Here is a 20,537-nt window from a genome sequence, read left to right as displayed (position 1 = left end):
CCCCCGTCCTGACCAATACACACGGGCCTGACCACGACCTTTGACGCCCGGAGACTTCGCAATGGCATCTTACCAGTACGTCTATCACATGGACGGTCTGTCCAAGACCTATCCCGGCGGCAAGAAGGTGTTCGAGAACATCCGACTGTCGTTCCTGCCGGGCGTGAAGATCGGTGTCGTCGGCGTCAACGGCTCGGGTAAATCCACCCTGCTGCGCGTCATGGCGGGCATGGACAAGGATTTCACCGGCGAGGCCTGGGCCGCAGAGGGCGCGCGCGTCGGTTATCTGCCGCAGGAGCCGCAGCTTGACGAGTCGCTCGACGTGCGCGGCAACGTGATGGAGGGCGTCGCCGCCAAGAAGGCCAAGCTCGACCGCTTCAACGAGTTGGCGATGAACTACTCGGACGAGACCGCCGACGAGATGGCCGCGCTTCAGGACGAGATCGACAGCCAGAACTTGTGGGATCTCGACGCGCAGATCGACGTCGCGATGGAAGCCCTGCGCTGCCCGCCGGACGAGGCCGACGTTTCGACCCTGTCGGGCGGCGAAAAGCGCCGCGTCGCGCTGTGCAAGCTGCTGCTCGAAGCGCCCGACATGCTGCTTCTGGATGAACCGACCAACCACCTCGACGCAGAAACGATCTCGTGGCTGCAACAGCACCTCATCGCCTACAAGGGCACCATCCTGATCGTGACCCACGACCGCTATTTCCTCGACGACATCACCGGCTGGATTCTGGAACTGGATCGCGGGCGCGGCATTCCCTACGAGGGCAACTATTCCGCCTGGCTGGAACAGAAGGCCAAGCGGCTTTCGCAGGAAGCGCGCGAGGACAAGTCGCGCCACAAGACGCTGGAACGCGAACTGGAATGGATCCGCCAGGGCGCCAAGGCGCGGCAGGCCAAGTCCAAGGCGCGGATCAACGCCTACAACGACCTCGCCAACCAGTCCGAGCGCGAAAAGCTGGCGAATGCACAGATCATCATCCCCAACGGCCAGCGCCTTGGCTCCAAGGTGATCGAAGTCGAAGGCCTGCAAAAGGCGATGGGCGACAAACTATTGGTCGAGAACCTGACCTTCTCGCTGCCCCCCGGCGGCATCGTCGGCGTGATCGGCCCCAACGGGGCGGGCAAGACCACGCTGTTCCGGATGCTGACCGGGCAGGAAGCGCCAGATGCGGGGACGGTCGAATACGGCGATACGGTCAAGCTGTCCTATGTCGACCAGTCCCGCGATGCGCTCGACCCGAAGAAGACCGTCTGGGAAGAGATTTCCGGCGGCGGCGAGGTGATCCAGCTGGGCGACGCCCAGATGAACAGCCGCGCCTATTGCTCGGCCTTCAACTTCAAGGGCGGCGACCAGCAGAAGACCGTCGGCCTGCTGTCGGGGGGCGAACGCAACCGCGTCCACATGGCCAAGCTGTTGAAATCGGGCGGCAACGTGCTGCTGCTCGACGAACCGACGAACGATCTCGACGTCGAAACCCTGCGCGCGCTGGAAGACGCGCTGGTGGATTTCGCCGGCTGCGCCGTGGTGATCTCGCACGACCGTTTCTTCCTCGACCGCATCTGCACCCACATCCTCGCCTTCGAGGGCGAGGCGCATGTGGAATGGTTCGAAGGCAACTTCGAGGACTACGAGGAAGACAAGAAACGCCGGTTGGGGGCTGATGCCGTGGAGCCGAAGCGGATCAAGTACAAGAAGTTTGCGAGGTAGACCCGTAGGGCGGGACTTGTCCCGCCTCCCCCCGGCTCTATCGCTCTGACTTCCCGGCCGTGCACAAGGCGGGACAAGTCCCGCCCTACGCTGCCTCGCCGAAATTGCCCGCGTCCGGCTCCCCGGACCATTCCGCTTCGACCAGACCGCGCCGGATATCGCGGTGGATCGACGAGGCCGCCCAATCCGATGGCTTGGCGCAGTAGCCATGCTTCACCGGGTTCGCCCAGCAATAGCGCAGATGAGTCTGCAGATCGCGCTCGCTTTGGCAATGATGCTCACAGAAGCGGGGCTGCCAGATCCCGAGTTCGCCCTTGCGCCGCAATGCGGGGTTCACGCCGCCGTTTGCGGTGCCGACAGGGGGCGGCGGGACAAGTCCCGCCCTACAGGCGTCGCGGCTGAAGCGCGCCTTGACCCGCCCCCAGCGCTGGGAATAGTTGGGATCGCTTTCAGGAAGGCGCCAGATCGCATGCATGTGGTCGGGCAGGACCACCCAGGCGAGAATTTCGCAGGGGCGGGCCGCCAAAGTAACACGCACCGCGTTTCGCAGAACATCCAGATGATCCACAAGCGCGGTGCTTCCGCGCCTGGCAAGGCAGACGGTGAAGAAGACGGGGGCCGGTGTCGGTTCGGGGCGAAGATACCTTGGCATCGCGCAAGCGTCCGGCATCGACATTGAGGAATCGTGAATCCCGGAACCGGGGCCGTCCCACCTGCACGCCCCCTTGCCAAAGCCCACCGGAACGCGCATATTGATGGTCGCTACCGATCTTCTCTTCGACCATCTGTTTTCCGACCACGGCTCACAGCATTCGAATTCTTGACGTGACGAGCCGGGCTGCCGCACTTCCGCGGGCAGCGAAATGAAGGAAAACTCACATGGCCACTGGCACCGTGAAATGGTTCAACACCACCAAAGGCTTCGGCTTCATCGCACCTGACACCGGCGGCAAGGACGTGTTCGTGCACATCTCTGCAGTCGAGCGCTCGGGTCTGACCGGTCTCTCCGACAACCAGAAGGTCACCTTTGACCTCGAGACCGGCCGCGACGGCCGCGAAAACGCGACGAACCTGTCGCTCGCCTGATCCGTCCGCAAGGACACTGATCTGATTGACGGCGCGTGCCCCACCGGGCGCGCGCCGTTTTGCATGGAGGGGTGACCAAGCGGCAACCCCTGCCACGCCCCGGAACCCATCCATATGCACACGGCGTTGCCTGACCAGACATGAGCGTGGCATTCTGGATGCCACACCAGCCGTTCCGGAGGACAGCCCCCATGCCCAGCCGCCGCAGATTTCTTGCCAATGGTCTTGCCACAGGGGTCGCCGCGCTGGCCGCGCCAACCCTCGCCGCCGCGCAGGTCAAGGAGTTCGAGCTCGCCGAACCGCTGCGTCCACGCTACGTCCGCACCGCAGACGAGATCACGCCCGGGCAGATCATCGTCATGCCGCAAAAGCACTTCCTCTACTGGGTGGTCGAGCAGAACAAGGCGATCCGCTACGGCGTCGGCGTCGGCCGCGCTGGGCTGTCGTTCCAGGGCAAGGCGGTCGTCGGGCGCAAGGCCGAATGGCCAAGCTGGCGCCCCACCGCCGCGATGATCGAACGCAACCCGCAGCAGTATCCGAAATTCGTCGGGGATGATGACTACATCATGCCGGGCGGCCCCGGGAACCCGCTGGGCGCGCGGGCGCTCTACCTCTTCAAGGACGGCCGCGACACTTATTACCGCATCCACGGCACGACCCAGCCCGAGTCCATCGGACGCTCGGATTCGTCGGGCTGCATCCGGATGCTGAACAGCCACGTCAAACATCTGTATGATCAGGTGCCGGTCGGAACGCCGGTGACGGTGGTCTGAAGACTGGAAAAATTGCCCGCCTTACGCTATCCTTGACGCAACGGAAGGGATGCGGGGGCGACGATGGCACCAGCGACACGGCGCACAGTGTTGATCCTTGGGGCGGCAAGTCTGGCGGCAGCCTGCGCCGGTGGACGTGCGGCAAGCTACCCCGCAGGGATGCGCCTGATCGCCCTGCGCCACGCCGACCGCAGCGGCGATGATCTGAACGAGGCTGGCCGCGCCCGCGCCGCTGCCCTGCCTGCGGCGCTGTCCGATCAGAAGATCGACGCGATCCTCTCTCCCGGGATTCAGCGCAATCTGGACACCGCCGCGCCCCTTGCCGCCGCGACGGGCCTGACGATCACCCGTATCCCGGCAGAGACCGCTGCCAAGGGCATCGCAGCGCAAGGCGACCGGACGGTCGTCTGGGTCGGCAACAAGGACAACCTGACGGACATCTGGTCCGCCTTCGCCCTGCCGGGCGATCCGCCGCTGGACTACGGGCAAATCTTCGTCGTCACGCAAGGCGGCAGGGGCTTCTCCGTCGAGCAAAGGCAGTTCGGCCCCCCGGTCTAGCTGGCGAACCACGCTGTAACCCCCTAGAACCGGGGCGAAACCGTTCACGATGGGAACGAACCGGATGCTCTCGTCTCTTGCATGGAATCTGCGTGTGTTCGCGCGCCGCCTTTGGGTGCGCACCTCGCTGTTCGCGCTTCTGGCGCTGGTGACGGCGCTTCTGGCGCCCTTCTTCACGCTCTTGCCGTTCAGCCTGCCCTTTGCCATCGAGCCGGGCGCGCTGGAGCGTCTGTTGGCGATCCTGACCAATTCGATGCTGGCCGTCACGACCTTCTCGCTGTCGATCATGGTGTCGGCGCATCTTGCCGCCGACGGTTCGGCCACGCCGCGCGCGCACCGTTTGCTGCGCGAAGACGGGCGCACCCATGCCGTGATCGCCACTTTCGTGGGAGCCTTCATCTACGCCCTGACCCTTACCGTGATGCTCAGCGTCGGGCTGATCCAGGGACGCGAGGTCGCGCTGATCTACCTCGTGTCCATCGCCGTGATCCTGCTTGTGGTGATCGCGATCCTGCGCTGGGTCGCGCATCTCACAGGGCTTGGCAGCGTGGAATCGACGCTCGACCGGGTGGAGGACTGCGCGCGCGGCACCTTGCGCGGCCATCTTGAACGGCCCTTCCTCGGCGCACGGTCCCTGGCCGATGCGCCCCCGGTCCCTGCGGACGCCTCCGCGGTGCTGGCCCGCGGCTTTGGCCATGTGCAGAACATCGGCACCGCCGCGCTGTCATCAGTCGCCGAGGCCGAAGGCGCCGCGATCTGGCTCGCCGTCGCGCCCGGTGATCTGGTGGGCAAGGGCGATGTGCTGGCCTGGATCAGCATCGCCGATCTGGACGACAGCATCGCTTCCAGCATCGCGGCGGCGATCACGCTTGGCCAGAGCCGCGACTACGGCCAGGACCCGGTCTTTGCCCTGATGGTGATGACCGAGATCGCAGAGCGCGCCCTGTCGCCCGGTATCAACGATCCCGGCACGGCCATCGACGCGGTGGCCCGCCTGACCGGGCTGATCGACGACATCGAGGTCGAGCGCGTTTTGGATACCCCCCCCCGCGCCAGCGGTCTACGCGCCGGGCCTCGACCTTGAACAGCTGATGCTGGCGGTCTTCGATCCCATCGCGCGGGACGGACGCGGGTTCCGCGAAGTGCAGATGTCCGTGCAAGCCGCCTACAGGCGCCTGTCGCGCCACCGCGACCCGGCGATTGCCAAGGCAGCGATGGCGCTGTCGTCGCGCGCGCTGACCTATGCGAGGGGCGGCATCCCGCTGGTCGAGGACCTTGACCAGATCACGGCGCTTGCCCCGGCCAAGGACGGCGTTCCGAAGATGCCAGTCAACGAAGCCTGACGCCCAAGGCTACTCGGCCGCCTCGGCGTAGCTTTCCACTGGTGGACAGATGCACACGAGATTCCGGTCGCCGTAAACGTTGTCGACCCGGTTCACCGGCGGCCAGTACTTGTCGACCCGGAACGCGCCGGGCGGATAGCACGCGGCCTCGCGGCTGTAGGGACGATCCCAGTCGCCGATCAGATCCTCGACGGTGTGCGGCGCGTTCTTGAGAGGATTGTTCGCGGCATCGAGCCGTCCGTCTTCCACGTCGCGAATCTCGTCCCGGATCGCCAGCATGGCGGTGCAGAAGCGGTCGATCTCTGACTTGGTCTCGGATTCCGTCGGCTCGACCATCAGCGTTCCCGCCACCGGCCAGCTCATCGTCGGGGCGTGAAAGCCGTTGTCCATCAGCCGCTTGGCGATGTCGTCCACAGTCACGCCTGCGCCGTCCGCAAATGGCCGGGTGTCAAGAATGCACTCGTGCGCGACGCGCCCGCCGCGCCCCTTGAACAGGACGTCATAGGCACCTTCCAGCCGCTTCGCGATGTAGTTGGCGTTCAGGATCGCAACCTTGGTCGCCTGCGTCAGCCCGGCGCCGCCCATCATCAACACATAAGCCCAGCTGATCGGCAGGATCGAGGCGGACCCGAAGGGCGCCGCACTTACCGGACCCTCGCCGCCGGTCGCCGGATGACCCGGCAGGTGCGGCGCGAGATGCGCCTTGACCCCGATCGGCCCCATCCCCGGCCCGCCGCCACCATGCGGGATGCAGAACGTCTTGTGCAGATTGAGGTGGCTCACGTCCGCGCCCAGCTCGCCCGGCTTGGCCAGCCCGACCATCGCGTTCAGGTTCGCACCGTCCAGATACACCTGCCCGCCGTGGTCATGGGTGATCTTGCAGACCTCACGCACGGTTTCCTCGAACACGCCATGCGTGGACGGATACGTAATCATGCAGGCGGCCAGATCGTCGCCCGCCGCCTCGGCCTTGGCCCGGAAATCCTCCACGTCGATATCGCCGTTCTCTGCCGACTTCACGACCACCACTTTCATGCCCGCCATCTGGGCGCTGGCGGGGTTGGTTCCATGCGCCGACATCGGGATCAGGCACACGGTGCGGTGTCCCTGTCCCCGCGCGCGGTGAAAGGCGGCGATGGACATCAGCCCGGCATATTCGCCCTGCGCGCCGGAATTGGGCTGCATCGACATCGCGTCGTAGCCGGTGATCTCGCACAACTTGGCCGACAGATCGTCGATCATCTCGGTATAGCCCTGCGCCTGATCGGACGGCGCAAAGGGGTGCAGCGAGGCGAAGGACGGCCAGGACACCGGCATCATCTCGACCGCCGCGTTCAGTTTCATCGTGCAGGACCCCAGCGGGATCATCGCCCGGTCCAGCGCAAGGTCGCGGTCCGCCAGGCGGCGCATGTAGCGCATCATCTCGGCTTCGGCGCGGTTCATGTGGAAGATCGGGTGATCGAGATAGCCGGACTGGCGGATCAGGGCATCGGGAAAGCCGATGTCCTGCGCCCGGCTGCCCGCGCTCGCCTCGATGCCGAAGGCGCGCCACACCTTCTCGATGATCTCGCTGCCGACCGTCTCGTCGATGGACATGCCGATCCGGGTCGTGCCGATCCTGCGCAGGTTGATCCCTTCGGCCACGGCAGAGCGCAGGATCACGCCCTGCATCGCGCCGACTTCGACCGTGATCGTGTCGAAGAACGCGCGCGGCGACACCTTGAAGCCCGCGCCCTTCAGGCGGTCCGCAAGCCGGACGGTGTTGAAATGCACCATCTCGGCGATGGCGCGCAGCCCCTCGGGCCCGTGGAACACCGCGTAGAACGACGCCATCACCGCCAGAAGCGCCTGCGCGGTGCAGACGTTCGACGTCGCCTTTTCACGGCGGATATGCTGTTCGCGCGTTTGCAGCGCCAGCCGGTAGGCACGGTTGCCCCGGCTGTCCACCGAGACCCCCACGATGCGCCCCGGCATCGACCGCTTGTACTCCTCGCGGCAGGCCATGAAGGCGGCATGCGGGCCGCCATAGCCCATCTGCACCCCGAACCGCTGCGCGCTCCCGATGGCGATGTCCGCGCCCATCGCGCCCGGTTCCTTGAGGATAGTCAGCGCCAGAAGGTCGGTCGCCATGATCGCAATGGCCTTTGCCTCGTGCAGCGCGGCGATCAACGGGGTGAAATCCTGCACATCGCCGTAGGTGCCAGGATAGGCCAGGATCGCCCCAAACACCTGCGCCGGGTCAAGCGCGTCCGGCGTACCGGTCAAGATGCCGATACCAAGGGGTTCCGCCCGCGTCCGCATCACCGCGATCACTTGGGGATGGCAATTCTCGTCGACAAAGAACGCCTTGGCCTTCGACTTCGACACCCGCTCGGCCATGACCATCGCTTCCGCCGCCGCCGTCGCCTCGTCCAGAAGCGACGCGTTGGCGATCTCGAGGCCGGTAAGGTCGGACACCATCGTCTGGAAGTTCAGAAGCGCCTCAAGACGCCCCTGCGCGATCTCGGGCTGATAGGGCGTATACGCCGTATACCACGCCGGGTTCTCAAGGATGTTGCGCTGGATCGCCGGCGGCGTGACGCAGCCATAATAGCCCTGCCCGATCAGCGAGGTCATGACCTTGTTCTTCGCCCCCACCTCGCGCAGCCGGTTAAGCACCGCGAACTCGGTCATCGGCGGCCAGTTCAGCGGCGTCTCCTGCCGGATCGAGCGCGGCACGGTTTCCTCGATCAGCGCATCGAGGCTGCCCGCGCCAACGACTTTCAGCATCTCGTCCATCTCGGACGGCGAAGGGCCGATATGCCGCCGGTTCGCGAAATCGTAGGTGTCGTAGCGTGTCGCGCGATAGCTCATGACTGCTCCTTCCGGCCGCGGGGGCACGGCATGCATCACTCGGACGGGCCAGAGGCCCTAGCCGATCAGGTCCTTGTATTCGTCCTCGTCCATCAACTCGTCGAGCACCGACAAATCGTCGACCTTGAGCTTGAAGAACCACGCGTCGCCGGTCGGGTCCTCGTTCACGAGGCCCGGGTTGTCGACCAGCTTGTCGTTCACCTCGACAACCTCACCATCGACGGGTGCAAGGATGTCCGACGCGGCCTTGACCGATTCGATCACCACCACCTCGTCGCCCTTGGAAACCTGCGTTTCCAACTCGGGCAATTCGACAAAGACGATGTCGCCAAGCTGCTCGCTGGCGTGTTCCGTGATCCCGACCAGGACCAGGTCGTCCTCGACGCGGAGCCATTCGTGGTCTTCGGTATACTTCATGTGGGTCCTCTCAGCGTTTGTAGGCATGGGGGTGGAACGGCATCGCGGCCACCAGCGCAGGAAGCCGCTTGCCGCGCACCTCTCCCCACAGCTTGCGACCTTTTTCGGCGCAGTCCACCGAAACATACGCCATCGACATCGGCTGGCCGATCGAAGGGCCGAACGCCCCGGACGTGACCGTTCCAACCGGGTGGCCGCCGCTCTCTTGGGCATAGATTTCCGTGCCTGCCCGCATCGGTGCGCGCCCGTCCGGAAGCAGCCCGACGCGCTTGCGACTGGCCCCTTCGTCGATCTGGCGAAGGATCGTCTCGGCGCCCGGGAAACCGCCTGCGCGCGCGCCGCCGGAACGCCGCACCTTCTGGATTGACCAGACCAGATCGGCCTCGACCGGCGACGTGCCGGTGTCGATGTCCGCCCCATAAAGGCAAAGCCCCGCCTCCAGCCGCAGCGAATCGCGCGCACCAAGGCCGATGGGTTGCAGGTCGTTGTCTGCCAGCAGCGCCTCGGCAAAGGCGACGGCATGCGCTTCGGGCACCGACACCTCATAACCGTCCTCGCCGGTGTAGCCCGAGCGCGAGACCCAGAGCGCGCCGAACTGGCTGTCGAAGACCGCGCTGTCCATGAACCGCATCCCAGCCGCACCCGGCAGCAGCGCGGAAAGCACCCGCTCTGCCTCGGGTCCCTGCAGCGCAAGAAGCGCCCGGTCGGTGATTTCCTCGACCGTCACCTGGTCCGGCAGATGCGCCCGCAAATGCGCGATGTCCTCGGCCTTGCAGGCCGCGTTGACCACCAGGAACAGATGATCCGCCCGCCGCGCGATCATCAGATCGTCCAGGATGCCGCCATCCTCGGCGGTGAACACGGCATAGCGCTGCCGCCCCTCGGCCAGCCCCGCCACATCGACCGGCACCAGCGCCTCAAGCGCAAGCGCCGCGCCCTCCACATCCCCCGACGCGGGCCGCAGGATCACCTGCCCCATGTGGCTGACATCGAACAGCCCGGCCTTCTCGCGCGTGTGAAGATGTTCCTTCATCACGCCGGATGCGTATTGCACCGGCATGTCATATCCGGCGAACGGCACCATCCGTGCGCCCAGCGCCAGATGCATGTCGTGCAGGACCGTGCGTTTCAGATCGCCCATAGCGCCCCCGTTTCCAAAACCGGGGGCATTGCCCGACCGGCACCAATCGCGGGCAATATACCCGCCGGTGCCCCCTCTGTCCTTTCGCCTGAGATCGTTATCCCTTCGGCGCCCCCTTGCAGGGGTCTCTCCAGAGTGTTCGGCCCGCAAAGGTCCCTTGTGCCTGAGAGTTTACCGGGGCGGTTGCTCCTTCGGCCCGGGCGTTTCGGCCCGTGTCTCCCCTTGCGGATGACGCGGACGCTACGACAGGCCTTGGCTCATGGCAAGCGGCTTGCATTTCGGCCGTGCACCGCCATCTTCGGGCGCATGTCAGATCCGTTTTTCTTCGGCTACGGCTCGCTCGTGAACCGCGCGACCCATGCCTACACCGACGCCCACCGCGCACGCCTGACCGGCTGGGGCCGCGCCTGGGTCACTGTCGATTCGCGCCACCCGGCGACGCTGACCGGCATCCGCGCCGAGGGCCGCACCATCGAGGGGCTGATCGCGGGCGTGCCCGGCAACGACTGGGCCGCTCTCGACACGCGCGAGGCGGGCTATGGCCGCCACCATGTCACCGAGACGGTGGCGCATCCCGTGGACCGCCCCCTTGCGGTGCAGGTCTATGCCGTGCCGCGCGCCAGCTTTCTGGCGGTAGAGGCCCCCGCTCCGATCCTGCTCAGCTATCTCGACGTCGTGGTCCAGGGCTACCTGCGCGAATTCGGCGAAGACGGCGTGCACCGCTTCTTTGGCACCACGGAAGGCTGGGACCGCCCGGTGCGCGACGATCGGGCCGCGCCGCTTTACCCGCGCCACCAGACCCTGACGCCGGACGAGCGCGCGCTGGTCACGGACCTCCTTGGCGAGACAGGGACGGTCATCGTCAGATAACCGTCCCTCGTTTCTTCTTTGCTCAAATACGCATATCCGCGCCCTCAACCGGCGCGACGTGGGTAATCAAAGCGACGGCTTCACCTGCATCAGCGCCATGACATCGGCCATTTCAGGGCCGCGTGACTGCCCGGTGATCGCGTGGCGCAGCGGCAGGAACAGCCCCTTGCCCTTGCGCCCGGTCTTGTCCTTGACCGCGTTCGTCCAGGCGCTCCAGGTGCCCGCGTCATAGGGCGGCTCGGGCAGCATGGCGAAGGCTTCGGCGACGAAATCGCGGTCCTCATCAGCCACCTGCGGCGTGATCGCGCCGCGCAGCACGTCCCACCATCCGGCCATCTCGGCCTTGACCGTGATGTTGTCGCGCACGACCTCCCAGAAGCGCGGCGCGACCGCGTCCGGCACACCCAGCGCCGCGATCTCGTCCTTCACCGCCTCGAACGGCGTGCCTTGCAGCACGCGGGCGGTCAGCGGGAACAGGTCGCGCTCGTCGAACTTCGTGGGCGCCGAGCCGAAGCGCGCGATGTCGAAGCCTTCGACCAACTCGTCGACCGAGCCGCGGACTTCCACCGGATCGGCGGACCCCAGCCGGGCCATCAGCGACAACAGCGCCATCGGCTGAACGCCCTGCGCGCGCAGGTCACGCAGCGACAGGGTGCCCAGCCGCTTCGACAGCGCCTCGCCCTGCGGCCCGGTCAGAAGCGAATGGTGCGCGAAGGACGGCACATCGCCGCCCAGCGCCTGAATGATCTGGATCTGGGTCGCGGTATTGGTGACGTGGTCCGACCCGCGCACGACATGGGTCACGCCCATCTCGGTGTCGTCCACGACCGAGGCGAGCGTATAGAGAACCTGACCGTCCTGCCGGATCAGCACGGGATCGGATACGCTGGCCGCGTCGATGGAAATCGGGCCAAGGATGCCATCGGTCCATTCGATCCGCTCGTGATCCAGTTTGAACCGCCAGACGCCCTGTCCGCGCTCGCCCCGCAGCGCGGCGCGCTCATCCTCGGACAGCGCCAGCGCCGCGCGGTCGTAGACCGGCGGCTTGCCCATGTTGAGCTGCTTCTTGCGCTTGAGGTCCAACTCGGTCGGCGTCTCGAACGCCTCGTAGAACCGGCCCTTGTCACGCAACGCGTCTGCGGCGGCGGCGTAGCGGTCCAGCCGCTGCGACTGCCGCTCGACCCGGTCCCATGTCAGGCCCAGCCATTCGAGGTCGTCCTTGATCGCGTCGACGTATTCCTCTTTCGACCGCTCGGGGTCGGTATCGTCGAGACGCAGGATGAAGGTGCCCCCCGCCTTGCGCGCGATCAGGAAATTGAACAGCGCGGTGCGAAGGTTCCCCACATGGATATAGCCGGTGGGCGACGGCGCGAAACGGGTCACGGTCATGGGTGTCTCCTGTCGCGCGGGTGATTGTCATGCGTAGCGGGGGAAGTCCAGAAATCAGGTCGGCTGCACCGGCCAGCGCCGCGCAAGATCCGCCAGCCCCGCCGCGATCAACTCGCGCAGCGCGCCCTCGTCGACCCTGGCCAGCGAGGTGAGGTAAAGGCAGGACTTGCCAGCCTTGTGCGGCCCCAGCCGGTTCAGGATATCGCCGAAATCGGCGTATCCGGGCAGAATGTAGACCACCAGATTGGTCTTGCGCGGCGCGAATCCGGTGGCAAGGAAATCGCCCTCGTGCCCGCTGTCGTACTTGTAGTGGTAGCGGCCGTATCCGATTATCGACGGCCCCCACATACGCGGCGCAAAGCCCGTTGCGTCCCGAAAGATCGCATCCAGCCGCAGCGCATCGCCGCGCCGACGTTCGGGTTCCACCGCCGCAAGGAACTCGGCGACCGAGGCGCCGGTCTCGACTGTCTTGTTCGTGCTCATGGTCTCACCCTAGCACAGGCCGCGCCGAGGCGGCATATAGCGGGCATGGACAATCCCGCCGATCTCGTCGCCCCCGATCTTGCCGCCTTCGAGACGCTGTGCGACGCCGCACGCGCCGCGATGCCCGAACCCTTCGCCAGCGCCACCCGCGAGGTCCGCGTGCGGATCGAGGATTTCGCCCCGGACGACTTGCTGGACGATATGGAGATCGATGATCCCTTCGGCCTCACCGGTCTCTATGACGGGGTTCCCCTCACGCAGAAATCGGTGATGGATCAGCCGATGGGCCCCGACACGGTCTGGCTGTTCCGGCGCCCGATTCTCGACGAATGGGCGGAACGGGGCGACGTGACGCTGGGCCAGCTTGTCACCCATGTGCTGGTTCACGAGATGGCCCATCATCTTGGTTGGGACGACGACGATATCGCGTCGATTGACCCGTGGTGGCTGTAGGCGCGTCTTTTCATCCCTGACCGTCTTGGGTAGCGATGGGGCAACCCGAGGAAACCGCCCATGCGCACCGACATCGTCACCATCACGCTGAACCCGACCGTCGATTTCTCGACCTCCGCCCCGCGCGTCTATCCCGAGGAGAAACTGCGCTGCTCGGAGCCGCAGATCGATCCGGGCGGCGGCGGCATCAACGTGGCGCGGGCCGTGCGCCTCTTGGGCGGGCAGGCGACTGCGCTGGTGGCCATCGGCGGGGCGGCGGGCGCGCAACTGTTGCAGCTTCTGGCGCTGGAAGGCGTGCCGACGGTCGCCTTTCAGGGCCCCGGCGAGACGCGGCAAAGCACCTCTGTCATCGACGAGACCAGCGGCGAGCAATACCGCTTCGTCATGCCCGGTCCGATCTGGACGGAAGAAGACGTGCAGCGCGGCCTGCGGTCCATAGACCAGGCCGCAGGCGAGGATACCTATGTCGTGCTGTCCGGCAGCCAGCCGCCGGGCGTCGCCAAGGATTTCCCCTCGATCCTGTCCAGCCACGTCGAGGGACGCGGCGCGCGTCTGATCGTCGATACCTCTGGCCCGGCCCTGCACCATCTGGCCGCCGAGCCGCACGAGGCGATCTCCGTCCTGCGGATGGATGGGGCCGAGGCCGAAGAATTGGCGGGGCGCGTTCTGCCGGAACGCACCGACACGGCGGACTTCGCGCGCGGCCTCGTGGACCGGGGGGTCGCCCGCACCGTTATCGTCGCGCGCGGCGCGGACGGATCGGTGATGACGACAAGCGGGGAAAGCTGGCACGCCGTCGGCGCACCGGTGCAGGTCGTGTCAAAGGTCGGCGCGGGCGACAGCTTTGTCGGCGCCTATACGCTGTGGTCCGCGCGCGGCGCATCGCCCGAGGATTGCCTGCGGGCGGGGGTGGCGGCGGCAAGCGCCGCCGTGGCGTCCGAGGCCACACGGCTGTGTGACCCCGAACTGACCCGGCGCCTCATGGAAGAGACGCGCGTGACCCGGCTTTAGCCTGCGATCTTGGCGGTGAACTCGACCAGACGCTTGGCCTGGTGCGCCACGGCTGCCTTGCCCTTGTCGTCGAACTGCCCGGCTTGCGCCGAATAGCCGTAGGGATTTCCGCCCGACTCGAACAGCGCAGGATCGGTGTAACCGGGTGCGACGATGATCGCGCCCCAGTGCATCGCGGTGACGTAAAGGCTTTGCAGCGTGGTTTCCTGACCGCCGTGCACGTTCTGCGCCGAGGTGGTGCCGGTGAAGGTCTTGTTCGCCAGCTTGCCTTCCATCCAGAGCGGGCCAAGCGTGTCGATGAACGCGCGCATCTGGCTGGCCACGACGCCATAACGCGTCGGCGCCGAAAGGAAATAGCCGTTCGCCCATTCCATGTCGGCGTGGGTCACTTCGGGGATGTCCGACGACTTTTCGGCCTGCGCCTTCCAGGCGTCCTGGCCTTCGACAACGTCCTTGGGGGCGGTCTCGGGCACGCGCAGCAACCGAACCTCGGCGCCGGCCTCTTCAGCCGCGCGCTTGGCTTCAGCGGCGATCTGGTGGTTGGTTCCGTAGGTCGAATAGAAGATGATCGCGATCTTGGGGGTAGCCATGGGAAACACTCCTTTGGTGGGTCAATTCCTCCACCCTCAGGTATGGTTCCCGGCGCCACTTGTCCCGTGCGGGCGCGCGCCGCACCTGTGCGGGAATTCAGATCATGCGGCAGCGCACAGACCGTTGCGCGCAAAGTGTTCGGTCAACTTCGACCTTGCCGATCATGGAACACGGCGCGTTCGGCATCCCGATCCCCGCTCCGCAGGCCAGCTCTTTCGCGCTCAGCCCGGATCGCGCCAACGGTTCACGATGGGATAACGCCGGTCGAGCCAGAAGCTGCGCTTGGTCAGCCGGGTGCCCGGCGCCGACTGGAACCGTTTGTATTCAGAAATGTAGATCAGGTGCTCGATCTTGCGCACGGTATCGGCATCAAAGCCTTCCGCAACCAGCTCCTGCAGCGACGCCTCGCGGTCGATCAGCCCTTCGAGGATCGCGTCAAGGACGTCATAGGGCGGCAGGCTGTCCTCGTCCTTCTGGTCCGCGCGCAGCTCTGCCGATGGCGGTTTCGAGATGATGCGCGGCGGGATCACCTCGCCTGCGGGCCCCAGCATCCAGTCGCGGTGGTTGGCATTGCGCCAGCGGCAGGTCTCGAACACCCGTGTCTTGTAAAGGTCCTTGATCGGATTGTAGCCGCCCGCCATGTCGCCGTAGATCGTGGCATAACCAACCGCGACCTCGGACTTGTTGCCGGTGGTCAGCAGCATGTGCCCGAACTTGTTCGACAGCGCCATCAGCAGAAGGCCGCGCAGCCGTGATTGCAGGTTCTCCTCTGTCAGGTCCGGGGCCAGCCCCTCGAACACCGGCGCCAGCGTCTCGGTCACCGCCGCCCGTGCGCCGGTGATCGGCAGCGTCCGCAAGGGGCAACCCAGCGCGCGGGCCACGCCCGCCGCATCCTCCAGCGAATGCTCTGACGTGTATTCCGACGGCAGCATCACGCAATGCACGTTGCCTGGCCCGATGGCGTCGACAGCAATGGCGGCGACCAGCGCAGAATCGATCCCGCCCGACAGCCCCAAAACGACCGATTTGAAGCCGGTCTTGGCCATGTAGTCGCGCAAGGCCTGCACCATGACGTGATAGTCGAATTCCCAGGCATCGGGCAGCATCGCCTTGTCGGACGGCTGAATGCGCCATCCCTCGGGGCCACGATCAAGATCGACATGGGCGATGCAGCGCTCCATCGCGGTAAGCTGGACGGCAAGCTGGCCGCCGGGATTGAGCGCGAAACTCGCCCCGTCGAACACCTGGTCATCCTGCCCGCCGATCATGTTGAGATAGATCAGCGGCAAGCCGGTCTCGACCACGCGGGCGACCATGTGGGACATCCGGGTGTCGTGCTTGCCCCGGTAATAGGGCGACCCGTTCGGCACGAGCAGGAACTCGGCCCCGGTCTCGGCCAGCGTCTCGGCGACATCCTCGTGCCAGGCATCCTCGCAGATCGGGGTGCCGATGCGCGTGTTGCCAACGGAATAGGGACCGCCCAGCGGCCCGGCATCAAAAACGCGCACCTCGTCGAACACCGTCTCGTTCGGCAGATGATGCTTCAGCACCCGGCTCTTCACCTTGCCGCCGCCAAGGATCCAGTAGGCGTTGAACAGCTGCCCGCCTTCGGCCCAGGGGCCGCCGATGCCCATCGCGGGACCATCCGCCGTGCGCACCGCCAGCGCCTCGATCGCGCGCATCGCGTGCAGGTGGAAGGCCGGCTTCGTCACCAGATCCTGCGCATTGTAGCCGGTGATGAACATCTCGGGCAGCGCGACCATGTCGGCGCCCGCCAATCGTGCCTCTTCCCAGGCGAGGAACGCCTGGTCGGCATTTTCCTCGATCGCGCCCATCACCGGATTGAGCTGTGCCAGCGTCAGTCGAAAGCGGTCGGACATTCACATCTCCGTCAAATGCGCGGCCTGTCTAGCAGAACCGGTGGCGGTGGAAAGCCGAGCAGCCGTCAAAAGCGTTGTAAGGCGGGATGGCGTCCTCTAGGTTCGGGCGGCATCCGTTCACGACAGGCTTGGGGCATTACCACATGGCGGACCTGGGGCGACGCTTTCCAGATACAAGAGCCTTCGCACGCGCCGTGGCGCTGGCGCTGGTCATGGCGGCGCCCGGCGCCGCGCTGGCACAGGACGACAGCGAGATCGTCGTCAAGCAATACGACGACGGCGGCGTCTACGAGGGCACCTTCAGGGACGGCAAGCAGCACGGCACCGGCACCTACATCCTGCCGAACGGCTATGAATACACCGGCGAATGGATCGACGGCGAGATCCGCGGCCAGGGCACGGCACGGTTCCCCAACGGATCGCTCTACGAGGGCAGCTTTGCCCGCGGCAAGCCCGAGGGATTCGGGAAGATCACCTTCGCGGACGGCGGCACCTATGAAGGCGACTGGACCGATGGCAAGATCACCGGCGAGGGCCGCGCCGAATACGCCAACGGCGTCGTCTACGAGGGCGGCTTTCTGAACGCCGAACATCACGGGCGCGGCCGGATGGAAAGCCCCACCGGCTATGTCTACGAAGGCGACTGGGTGAACGGCGTCAAGGAAGGCTCGGGCCGCGTCGTCTATTCCGACGGGGCGATCTATGAGGGCGACCTTGTCGCGGGCGAGCGTGAGGGTCAGGGCACGCTGACGATGCCTGACGGGCTGCGCTATACCGGCGGCTGGAGCGGCGACCAGATCAGCGGGTCGGGCACGCTGACCCAGGCCAACGGCGATGTCTACGAAGGCGATCTGGCGGGCGGCGAGCGCGAGGGCACCGGCAAGGTGATCTACGCCAACGGCGACGTCTACGAGGGCCAGTTCCTGAACGACAAGCGCCACGGCACCGGCACGTTCACCGGCATCGACGGCTACACCTACAACGGCGAATGGGTGTCGGGCCGGATCGAAGGCGAAGGCCAGGTGACGTATCCCGACGGGTCGGTCTATGTCGGCAGCTTCGAGAACGGCCTTGCCCACGGCACCGGACGCATCACCTACCCCGATGGTTCTTCGTACGAAGGCGAATGGCGTGAGGGTGTGATCGAGGGCACCGGCGTCGCCCGCTACCAGGGCGGCATGGTCTACGAGGGCGAGTTCCTCAACGCCAAGAACCACGGCCAGGGCACGATGACCTATCCCGACGGCTATACCTACGTCGGCCAGTGGCAAGAGGGCCAGCGCCACGGCACCGGGACAGCCACCTATGCAGATGGCACCGTCTACGAGGGCGAGTTCGTCGACGGCGTTCGCGAAGGCGAGGGCACGATCACGATGGCCGACGGCTTTACCTACACCGGCGGCTGGACCGACGGCGAGATCGAAGGCCAGGGCGTGGCCACCTATGCCAATGGCGACGTCTATGAAGGCACGTTTGCCAACGGCAAGCGGCAGGGCCTCGGCACGATCCGCTACGCCAGCGGCGAGACTGCGACCGGCCAGTGGGAACGCGGCGCGCTGATCGAGACGGTGGCGCAGGACACCGGAGAGGGCAGCGGCGAGGACGAGGCGCAGAACTGAAGCGGGTTGGCGCACTTGCTTGTCGGGATGCGACGGTACGAGTCCCGCCCTACAGGACGGCATGCGCGGCTCGTCCCCTTCGTAGAGCGGGATTTATCCCGCCTTCCCGGCCCTAAACCCGCTCTCCTTTCGTCAGCCGGTCCAGAAACACAGCAGCTTCTCGCCGGATCGTGTCTTTCCGGTCGTCCTTCATCCGGTCCCAGGTGGCATACATCTGGCCCATGCGGGGGTTGCTCCCGAACCTGTCGCGGTGGCGGACAAGGAAGTCCCAGTACAGCAGGTTGAAGGGGCACGCCCCCGCGCCGGTCTTGGTCTTGACCGAGTACGCACAGGCCCCGCAGTAGTCCGACATCCGGTCGATGTACGACCCCGACGAGACATACGGCTTTGATCCCACGATACCGCCGTCGGCGAACTGGCTCATCCCGATGACGTTCGGCGCCTCGACCCACTCATAGGCATCGGCGTAGACAGCCAGATACCATTCATGCACCTCATAGGGGTTCACCCCGGCCAGAAGCGCGAAGTTGCCCGTTACCATCAGGCGCTGGATATGGTGGGCATAGGCCTCGTCCCGGGTCTGCTGCACCGTCTTTGCGACGCACAGCATGTCGGTGCCTGCATCCCAGAAGAACCCCGGCAGCGCCCGCTGATGGTTCAGCACGTTGCGGCGGACATAATCCGGTCCTTCGAGGAAATATATCCCGCGCATGTATTCGCGCCAGCCGATGATCTGGCGAATAAACCCCTCGGCCGCGTTGATCGGGACGTCTCCGCGCCGGTAAGCGGCTTCGGCTGCCTCGCAGATCTCCATGACCGTAAGCAGCCCGGCGTTGAGATACATTGAGATGACCGAGTGGTAGAGGAACCGATCGTCGCGCAGCATCGCGTCCTGATAATCGCCAAACCGCGGCAGCGCACCGCGAATGAAATGCGCCAGCGCGCGGCGGGCCTGCCCACGGTCCGTAGCAAACCAGAAATCGTCGAGACTGCCGAAGTTGGACCCAAAGCGATCGCGCACCAGCGCCAGCACATCCTCGGTGATCTCGTCGGGCGTGAACCGCATCGGACCGCCGAACTCCACCTCGCCGGGCGCCGGTTTGCGGTTGTCGTGGTCGAAGTTCCACTTGCCGCCCGCCGGATCGCCCTCGTCCATCAAAAGGCCCGTCTTGCGGCGCATGTCGCGATAGAAATACTCCATCCGCAGCGCCTTGCGGCCCTTGGCCCAGTCCTCGAATTCCCCGTGGCTGGCCAGAAACCGGTCGTCGGGCAACTGCCGCACCTTGAGCGGCGCGTCGTTCAGCACCTCGATCAGCCGCCATTCGCCGGGTTCCGTGACGATGACCTCATCCGCGCCATGCGCCTCGGCGCGGCGCAATAATTCCCTGTCGATGGCCTGTGTGTTCTCGGGATCGTCCAGCGCGGTGTAATCGACACGCCAGCCGTCCTCCTTCAAGGATTGCGCGAACTTGCGCATCGCGGCGAACAGGAACGCGATCTTCTTGGGATGGTGCGGCACATAGGACGCCTCGCCCATCACCTCGGCCATGACCACCACGTCGCGGTCCATGTCGGCCTCGCGCAGCGCCGACACCTCGGGCGACAGCTGGTCGCCCAGCACAAGGATCAGGCGTGTCACCACGGGATGGGCTTGCCCGCGTAGTCGTAGAAGCCGCCCGACTGGTCCAGCGTCAGGCCGTCCAGCACGTCCAGCAGGTTTCGCGCCGCCTGTTCGGGCGGTGTCGCGTTGTCCGGGCTGACGAAATCGCGGGTGAACGACGTGGCAACCGTGCCCGGGTGCATCGCCACGCAAATCGCCCGTTTGTGGGTGCGTCCAAGCTCGATCGCCGCCGTATGGACGATCTGGTTCACCGCCGCCTTGGCCGTCCGGTAGCCGTACCAGCCACCCTTGCCGTTGTCGCCGATCGACCCGACGCGCGCCGACATAACGGCAAAGACCGCGCGGCGGTCCCTGGGCAAAAGCCGAACACCGTGCTTCAAGAGCAACGCCGGGCCAAGCGCGTTCACCTCGAACTGGTCGCGCATCGCACGCTCGGTGATGTGCTTGAGGGCCTTTTCGGGCTGCTGGCCGTCGATCTGAAGCGCCCCCGTCGCCACGAAGATCAGATCGAATTCCCCTTCCAGGCGGTTCATCACCGCCTCGACCGAAGGCTCACGCGTGATGTCGAGTCCATGCCCGCTGCGCGACAGGCCGACCACGTTTCCCGCGCCGAGACGCCGTTCCAGCTCGGCGAACAACGCGCTGCCGATGCCGCCGGTCGATCCGATGATGAGTGCGCGTGCCTGTGTCATGAAGGCGGAAGTATCGCGGCGCAGGGCATGGTCAATCACG

Annotated in this window: 20 protein-coding genes and 2 riboswitches; of the genes, 10 read left to right on the top strand and 10 right to left on the bottom strand. The window is 65.8% G+C overall.

Annotation, left to right across the window (positions count from 1 at the left end; translation table 11 throughout):
- Positions 1-61 precede the first annotated feature (61 nt).
- A complete protein-coding gene (ettA, locus tag KTJ87_RS01310) occupies positions 62-1,717 on the top strand; it encodes an energy-dependent translational throttle protein EttA (RefSeq protein WP_267137257.1) in 1,656 nt (551 codons plus the stop codon).
- A gap of 85 nt (positions 1,718-1,802) precedes the next feature.
- On the opposite strand, the gene KTJ87_RS01305 is transcribed toward ettA, so the two are convergent.
- The gene (locus KTJ87_RS01305) at positions 1,803-2,369 is read right to left on the bottom strand and encodes an REP-associated tyrosine transposase (RefSeq protein WP_267137256.1); all 567 of its coding nucleotides are present in this window, start codon (positions 2,367-2,369) and stop codon (positions 1,803-1,805) included.
- Between the two features lie 227 nt (positions 2,370-2,596).
- Here KTJ87_RS01305 and KTJ87_RS01300 point away from each other — a divergent pair, with 227 nt between their 5' ends.
- The 5 genes from KTJ87_RS01300 to KTJ87_RS01280 all read left to right on the top strand — a co-directional run bounded on the left by KTJ87_RS01300 (position 2,597) and on the right by KTJ87_RS01280 (position 5,477).
- Positions 2,597-2,803, top strand: a complete 207-nt coding sequence (locus KTJ87_RS01300; protein ID WP_267137255.1) for a cold-shock protein — start codon at positions 2,597-2,599, stop codon at positions 2,801-2,803.
- 191 nt (positions 2,804-2,994) lie between these two features.
- Positions 2,995-3,576, top strand: a complete 582-nt coding sequence (locus KTJ87_RS01295; RefSeq protein WP_267137254.1) for a L,D-transpeptidase — start codon at positions 2,995-2,997, stop codon at positions 3,574-3,576.
- A gap of 63 nt (positions 3,577-3,639) precedes the next feature.
- The gene (locus tag KTJ87_RS01290) at positions 3,640-4,134 is read left to right on the top strand and encodes a histidine phosphatase family protein (protein ID WP_267137253.1); all 495 of its coding nucleotides are present in this window, start codon (positions 3,640-3,642) and stop codon (positions 4,132-4,134) included.
- Between the two features lie 94 nt (positions 4,135-4,228).
- Complete coding sequence (locus KTJ87_RS01285) at positions 4,229-5,218, top strand: DUF2254 domain-containing protein (RefSeq protein ID WP_267137252.1); 990 nt, start codon at positions 4,229-4,231, stop codon at positions 5,216-5,218.
- A 7-nt stretch (positions 5,219-5,225) separates the two neighbouring features.
- Entirely contained in the window at positions 5,226-5,477 is a 252-nt protein-coding gene (locus KTJ87_RS01280) for a hypothetical protein (protein ID WP_267137251.1), read from the top strand.
- Positions 5,478-5,486: 9 nt separating this feature from the next.
- Here KTJ87_RS01280 and gcvP read toward each other — a convergent pair whose 3' ends face one another.
- Genes gcvP through gcvT form a run of 3 tightly spaced genes read right to left on the bottom strand, consistent with a single transcriptional unit; the run spans position 5,487 to position 9,888 of the window.
- Positions 5,487-8,330: an aminomethyl-transferring glycine dehydrogenase gene (gene gcvP / locus KTJ87_RS01275; protein WP_267137250.1), complete on the bottom strand. Its 2,844-nt coding sequence runs from the start codon at positions 8,328-8,330 to the stop codon at positions 5,487-5,489.
- 57 nt (positions 8,331-8,387) lie between these two features.
- A complete protein-coding gene (gcvH, locus tag KTJ87_RS01270) occupies positions 8,388-8,747 on the bottom strand; it encodes a glycine cleavage system protein GcvH (protein WP_267137249.1) in 360 nt (119 codons plus the stop codon).
- Positions 8,748-8,757: 10 nt separating this feature from the next.
- The gene (gene gcvT / locus KTJ87_RS01265) at positions 8,758-9,888 is read right to left on the bottom strand and encodes a glycine cleavage system aminomethyltransferase GcvT (protein WP_267137248.1); all 1,131 of its coding nucleotides are present in this window, start codon (positions 9,886-9,888) and stop codon (positions 8,758-8,760) included.
- A gap of 66 nt (positions 9,889-9,954) precedes the next feature.
- A riboswitch (glycine riboswitch) is annotated at positions 9,955-10,028 on the bottom strand.
- A riboswitch (glycine riboswitch) is annotated at positions 10,029-10,120 on the bottom strand.
- Between the two features lie 74 nt (positions 10,121-10,194).
- Here gcvT and KTJ87_RS01260 point away from each other — a divergent pair.
- Positions 10,195-10,758 carry a gamma-glutamylcyclotransferase family protein gene (locus KTJ87_RS01260; RefSeq protein ID WP_267137247.1) on the top strand — a complete coding sequence of 188 codons (564 nt, stop codon included), beginning with the start codon at positions 10,195-10,197 and terminating at the stop codon, positions 10,756-10,758.
- Between the two features lie 66 nt (positions 10,759-10,824).
- Here the strand turns inward: KTJ87_RS01260 and gltX are convergent, their stop codons facing one another.
- The gene (gene gltX, locus KTJ87_RS01255) at positions 10,825-12,147 is read right to left on the bottom strand and encodes a glutamate--tRNA ligase (RefSeq protein WP_267137246.1); all 1,323 of its coding nucleotides are present in this window, start codon (positions 12,145-12,147) and stop codon (positions 10,825-10,827) included.
- Between the two features lie 54 nt (positions 12,148-12,201).
- A complete protein-coding gene (locus KTJ87_RS01250) occupies positions 12,202-12,630 on the bottom strand; it encodes a DUF1801 domain-containing protein (RefSeq protein WP_267137245.1) in 429 nt (142 codons plus the stop codon).
- Positions 12,631-12,675: 45 nt separating this feature from the next.
- Here KTJ87_RS01250 and KTJ87_RS01245 point away from each other — a divergent pair, with 45 nt between their 5' ends.
- Together KTJ87_RS01245 and KTJ87_RS01240 are read left to right on the top strand one after the other, a co-directional pair.
- Positions 12,676-13,083 (top strand): metallopeptidase family protein, encoded by a 408-nt coding sequence (locus KTJ87_RS01245; protein WP_267137244.1) that lies wholly within the window; start codon positions 12,676-12,678, stop codon positions 13,081-13,083.
- Positions 13,084-13,143: 60 nt separating this feature from the next.
- Positions 13,144-14,094 carry a 1-phosphofructokinase family hexose kinase gene (locus KTJ87_RS01240; protein WP_267137243.1) on the top strand — a complete coding sequence of 317 codons (951 nt, stop codon included), beginning with the start codon at positions 13,144-13,146 and terminating at the stop codon, positions 14,092-14,094.
- Here the strand turns inward: KTJ87_RS01240 and KTJ87_RS01235 are convergent.
- Both KTJ87_RS01235 and KTJ87_RS01230 read right to left on the bottom strand, forming a co-directional pair.
- Positions 14,091-14,684, bottom strand: coding sequence for an NAD(P)H-dependent oxidoreductase (locus KTJ87_RS01235; protein ID WP_267137242.1), 594 nt, complete (start codon positions 14,682-14,684; stop codon positions 14,091-14,093). The genes KTJ87_RS01240 and KTJ87_RS01235 overlap by 4 nt on opposite strands.
- A 222-nt stretch (positions 14,685-14,906) precedes the next feature.
- The gene (locus KTJ87_RS01230; RefSeq protein ID WP_267137241.1) at positions 14,907-16,565 is read right to left on the bottom strand and encodes an NAD+ synthase; all 1,659 of its coding nucleotides are present in this window, start codon (positions 16,563-16,565) and stop codon (positions 14,907-14,909) included.
- Positions 16,566-16,777: 212 nt separating this feature from the next.
- Here KTJ87_RS01230 and KTJ87_RS01225 point away from each other — a divergent pair, with 212 nt between their 5' ends.
- The gene (locus KTJ87_RS01225) at positions 16,778-18,184 is read left to right on the top strand and encodes an MORN repeat-containing protein (protein WP_407650465.1); all 1,407 of its coding nucleotides are present in this window, start codon (positions 16,778-16,780) and stop codon (positions 18,182-18,184) included.
- Between the two features lie 112 nt (positions 18,185-18,296).
- On the opposite strand, the gene KTJ87_RS01220 is transcribed toward KTJ87_RS01225, so the two are convergent.
- Positions 18,297-19,826 carry a cryptochrome/photolyase family protein gene (locus tag KTJ87_RS01220; protein WP_323371564.1) on the bottom strand — a complete coding sequence of 510 codons (1,530 nt, stop codon included), beginning with the start codon at positions 19,824-19,826 and terminating at the stop codon, positions 18,297-18,299.
- The gene (locus tag KTJ87_RS01215) at positions 19,820-20,497 is read right to left on the bottom strand and encodes an SDR family oxidoreductase (protein WP_267137238.1); all 678 of its coding nucleotides are present in this window, start codon (positions 20,495-20,497) and stop codon (positions 19,820-19,822) included. Before KTJ87_RS01215 ends, KTJ87_RS01220 begins: the two co-directional genes overlap by 7 nt.
- Positions 20,498-20,537 lie beyond the last annotated feature (40 nt).

Origin of the sequence: Anianabacter salinae (assembly GCF_019061145.1) — a bacterium.
GTDB lineage: Bacteria > Pseudomonadota > Alphaproteobacteria > Rhodobacterales > Rhodobacteraceae > Anianibacter > Anianibacter salinarum.
This window is presented reverse-complemented; position numbering and strand designations above follow the sequence as displayed.

What these genes read in the sequence shown, in the direction of transcription:
- gcvH (WP_267137249.1), bottom strand. Translation starts at nt 8,747, where the DNA reads ATGAAGTATACCGAAGACCACGAATGGCTCCGCGTCGAGGACGACCTG.
- KTJ87_RS01300 (WP_267137255.1), top strand. Translation starts at nt 2,597, where the DNA reads ATGGCCACTGGCACCGTGAAATGGTTCAACACCACCAAAGGCTTCGGC.
- KTJ87_RS01245 (WP_267137244.1), top strand. Translation starts at nt 12,676, where the DNA reads ATGGACAATCCCGCCGATCTCGTCGCCCCCGATCTTGCCGCCTTCGAG.
- KTJ87_RS01295 (WP_267137254.1), top strand. Translation starts at nt 2,995, where the DNA reads ATGCCCAGCCGCCGCAGATTTCTTGCCAATGGTCTTGCCACAGGGGTC.
- KTJ87_RS01260 (WP_267137247.1), top strand. Translation starts at nt 10,195, where the DNA reads ATGTCAGATCCGTTTTTCTTCGGCTACGGCTCGCTCGTGAACCGCGCG.
- KTJ87_RS01305 (WP_267137256.1), bottom strand. Translation starts at nt 2,369, where the DNA reads ATGCCAAGGTATCTTCGCCCCGAACCGACACCGGCCCCCGTCTTCTTC.
- gcvP (WP_267137250.1), bottom strand. Translation starts at nt 8,330, where the DNA reads ATGAGCTATCGCGCGACACGCTACGACACCTACGATTTCGCGAACCGG.
- KTJ87_RS01225 (WP_407650465.1), top strand. Translation starts at nt 16,778, where the DNA reads ATGGCGGCGCCCGGCGCCGCGCTGGCACAGGACGACAGCGAGATCGTC.
- ettA (WP_267137257.1), top strand. Translation starts at nt 62, where the DNA reads ATGGCATCTTACCAGTACGTCTATCACATGGACGGTCTGTCCAAGACC.
- KTJ87_RS01290 (WP_267137253.1), top strand. Translation starts at nt 3,640, where the DNA reads ATGGCACCAGCGACACGGCGCACAGTGTTGATCCTTGGGGCGGCAAGT.
- KTJ87_RS01215 (WP_267137238.1), bottom strand. Translation starts at nt 20,497, where the DNA reads ATGACACAGGCACGCGCACTCATCATCGGATCGACCGGCGGCATCGGC.
- KTJ87_RS01240 (WP_267137243.1), top strand. Translation starts at nt 13,144, where the DNA reads ATGCGCACCGACATCGTCACCATCACGCTGAACCCGACCGTCGATTTC.
- gltX (WP_267137246.1), bottom strand. Translation starts at nt 12,147, where the DNA reads ATGACCGTGACCCGTTTCGCGCCGTCGCCCACCGGCTATATCCATGTG.
- gcvT (WP_267137248.1), bottom strand. Translation starts at nt 9,888, where the DNA reads ATGGGCGATCTGAAACGCACGGTCCTGCACGACATGCATCTGGCGCTG.
- KTJ87_RS01235 (WP_267137242.1), bottom strand. Translation starts at nt 14,684, where the DNA reads ATGGCTACCCCCAAGATCGCGATCATCTTCTATTCGACCTACGGAACC.
- KTJ87_RS01230 (WP_267137241.1), bottom strand. Translation starts at nt 16,565, where the DNA reads ATGTCCGACCGCTTTCGACTGACGCTGGCACAGCTCAATCCGGTGATG.
- KTJ87_RS01280 (WP_267137251.1), top strand. Translation starts at nt 5,226, where the DNA reads ATGCTGGCGGTCTTCGATCCCATCGCGCGGGACGGACGCGGGTTCCGC.
- KTJ87_RS01250 (WP_267137245.1), bottom strand. Translation starts at nt 12,630, where the DNA reads ATGAGCACGAACAAGACAGTCGAGACCGGCGCCTCGGTCGCCGAGTTC.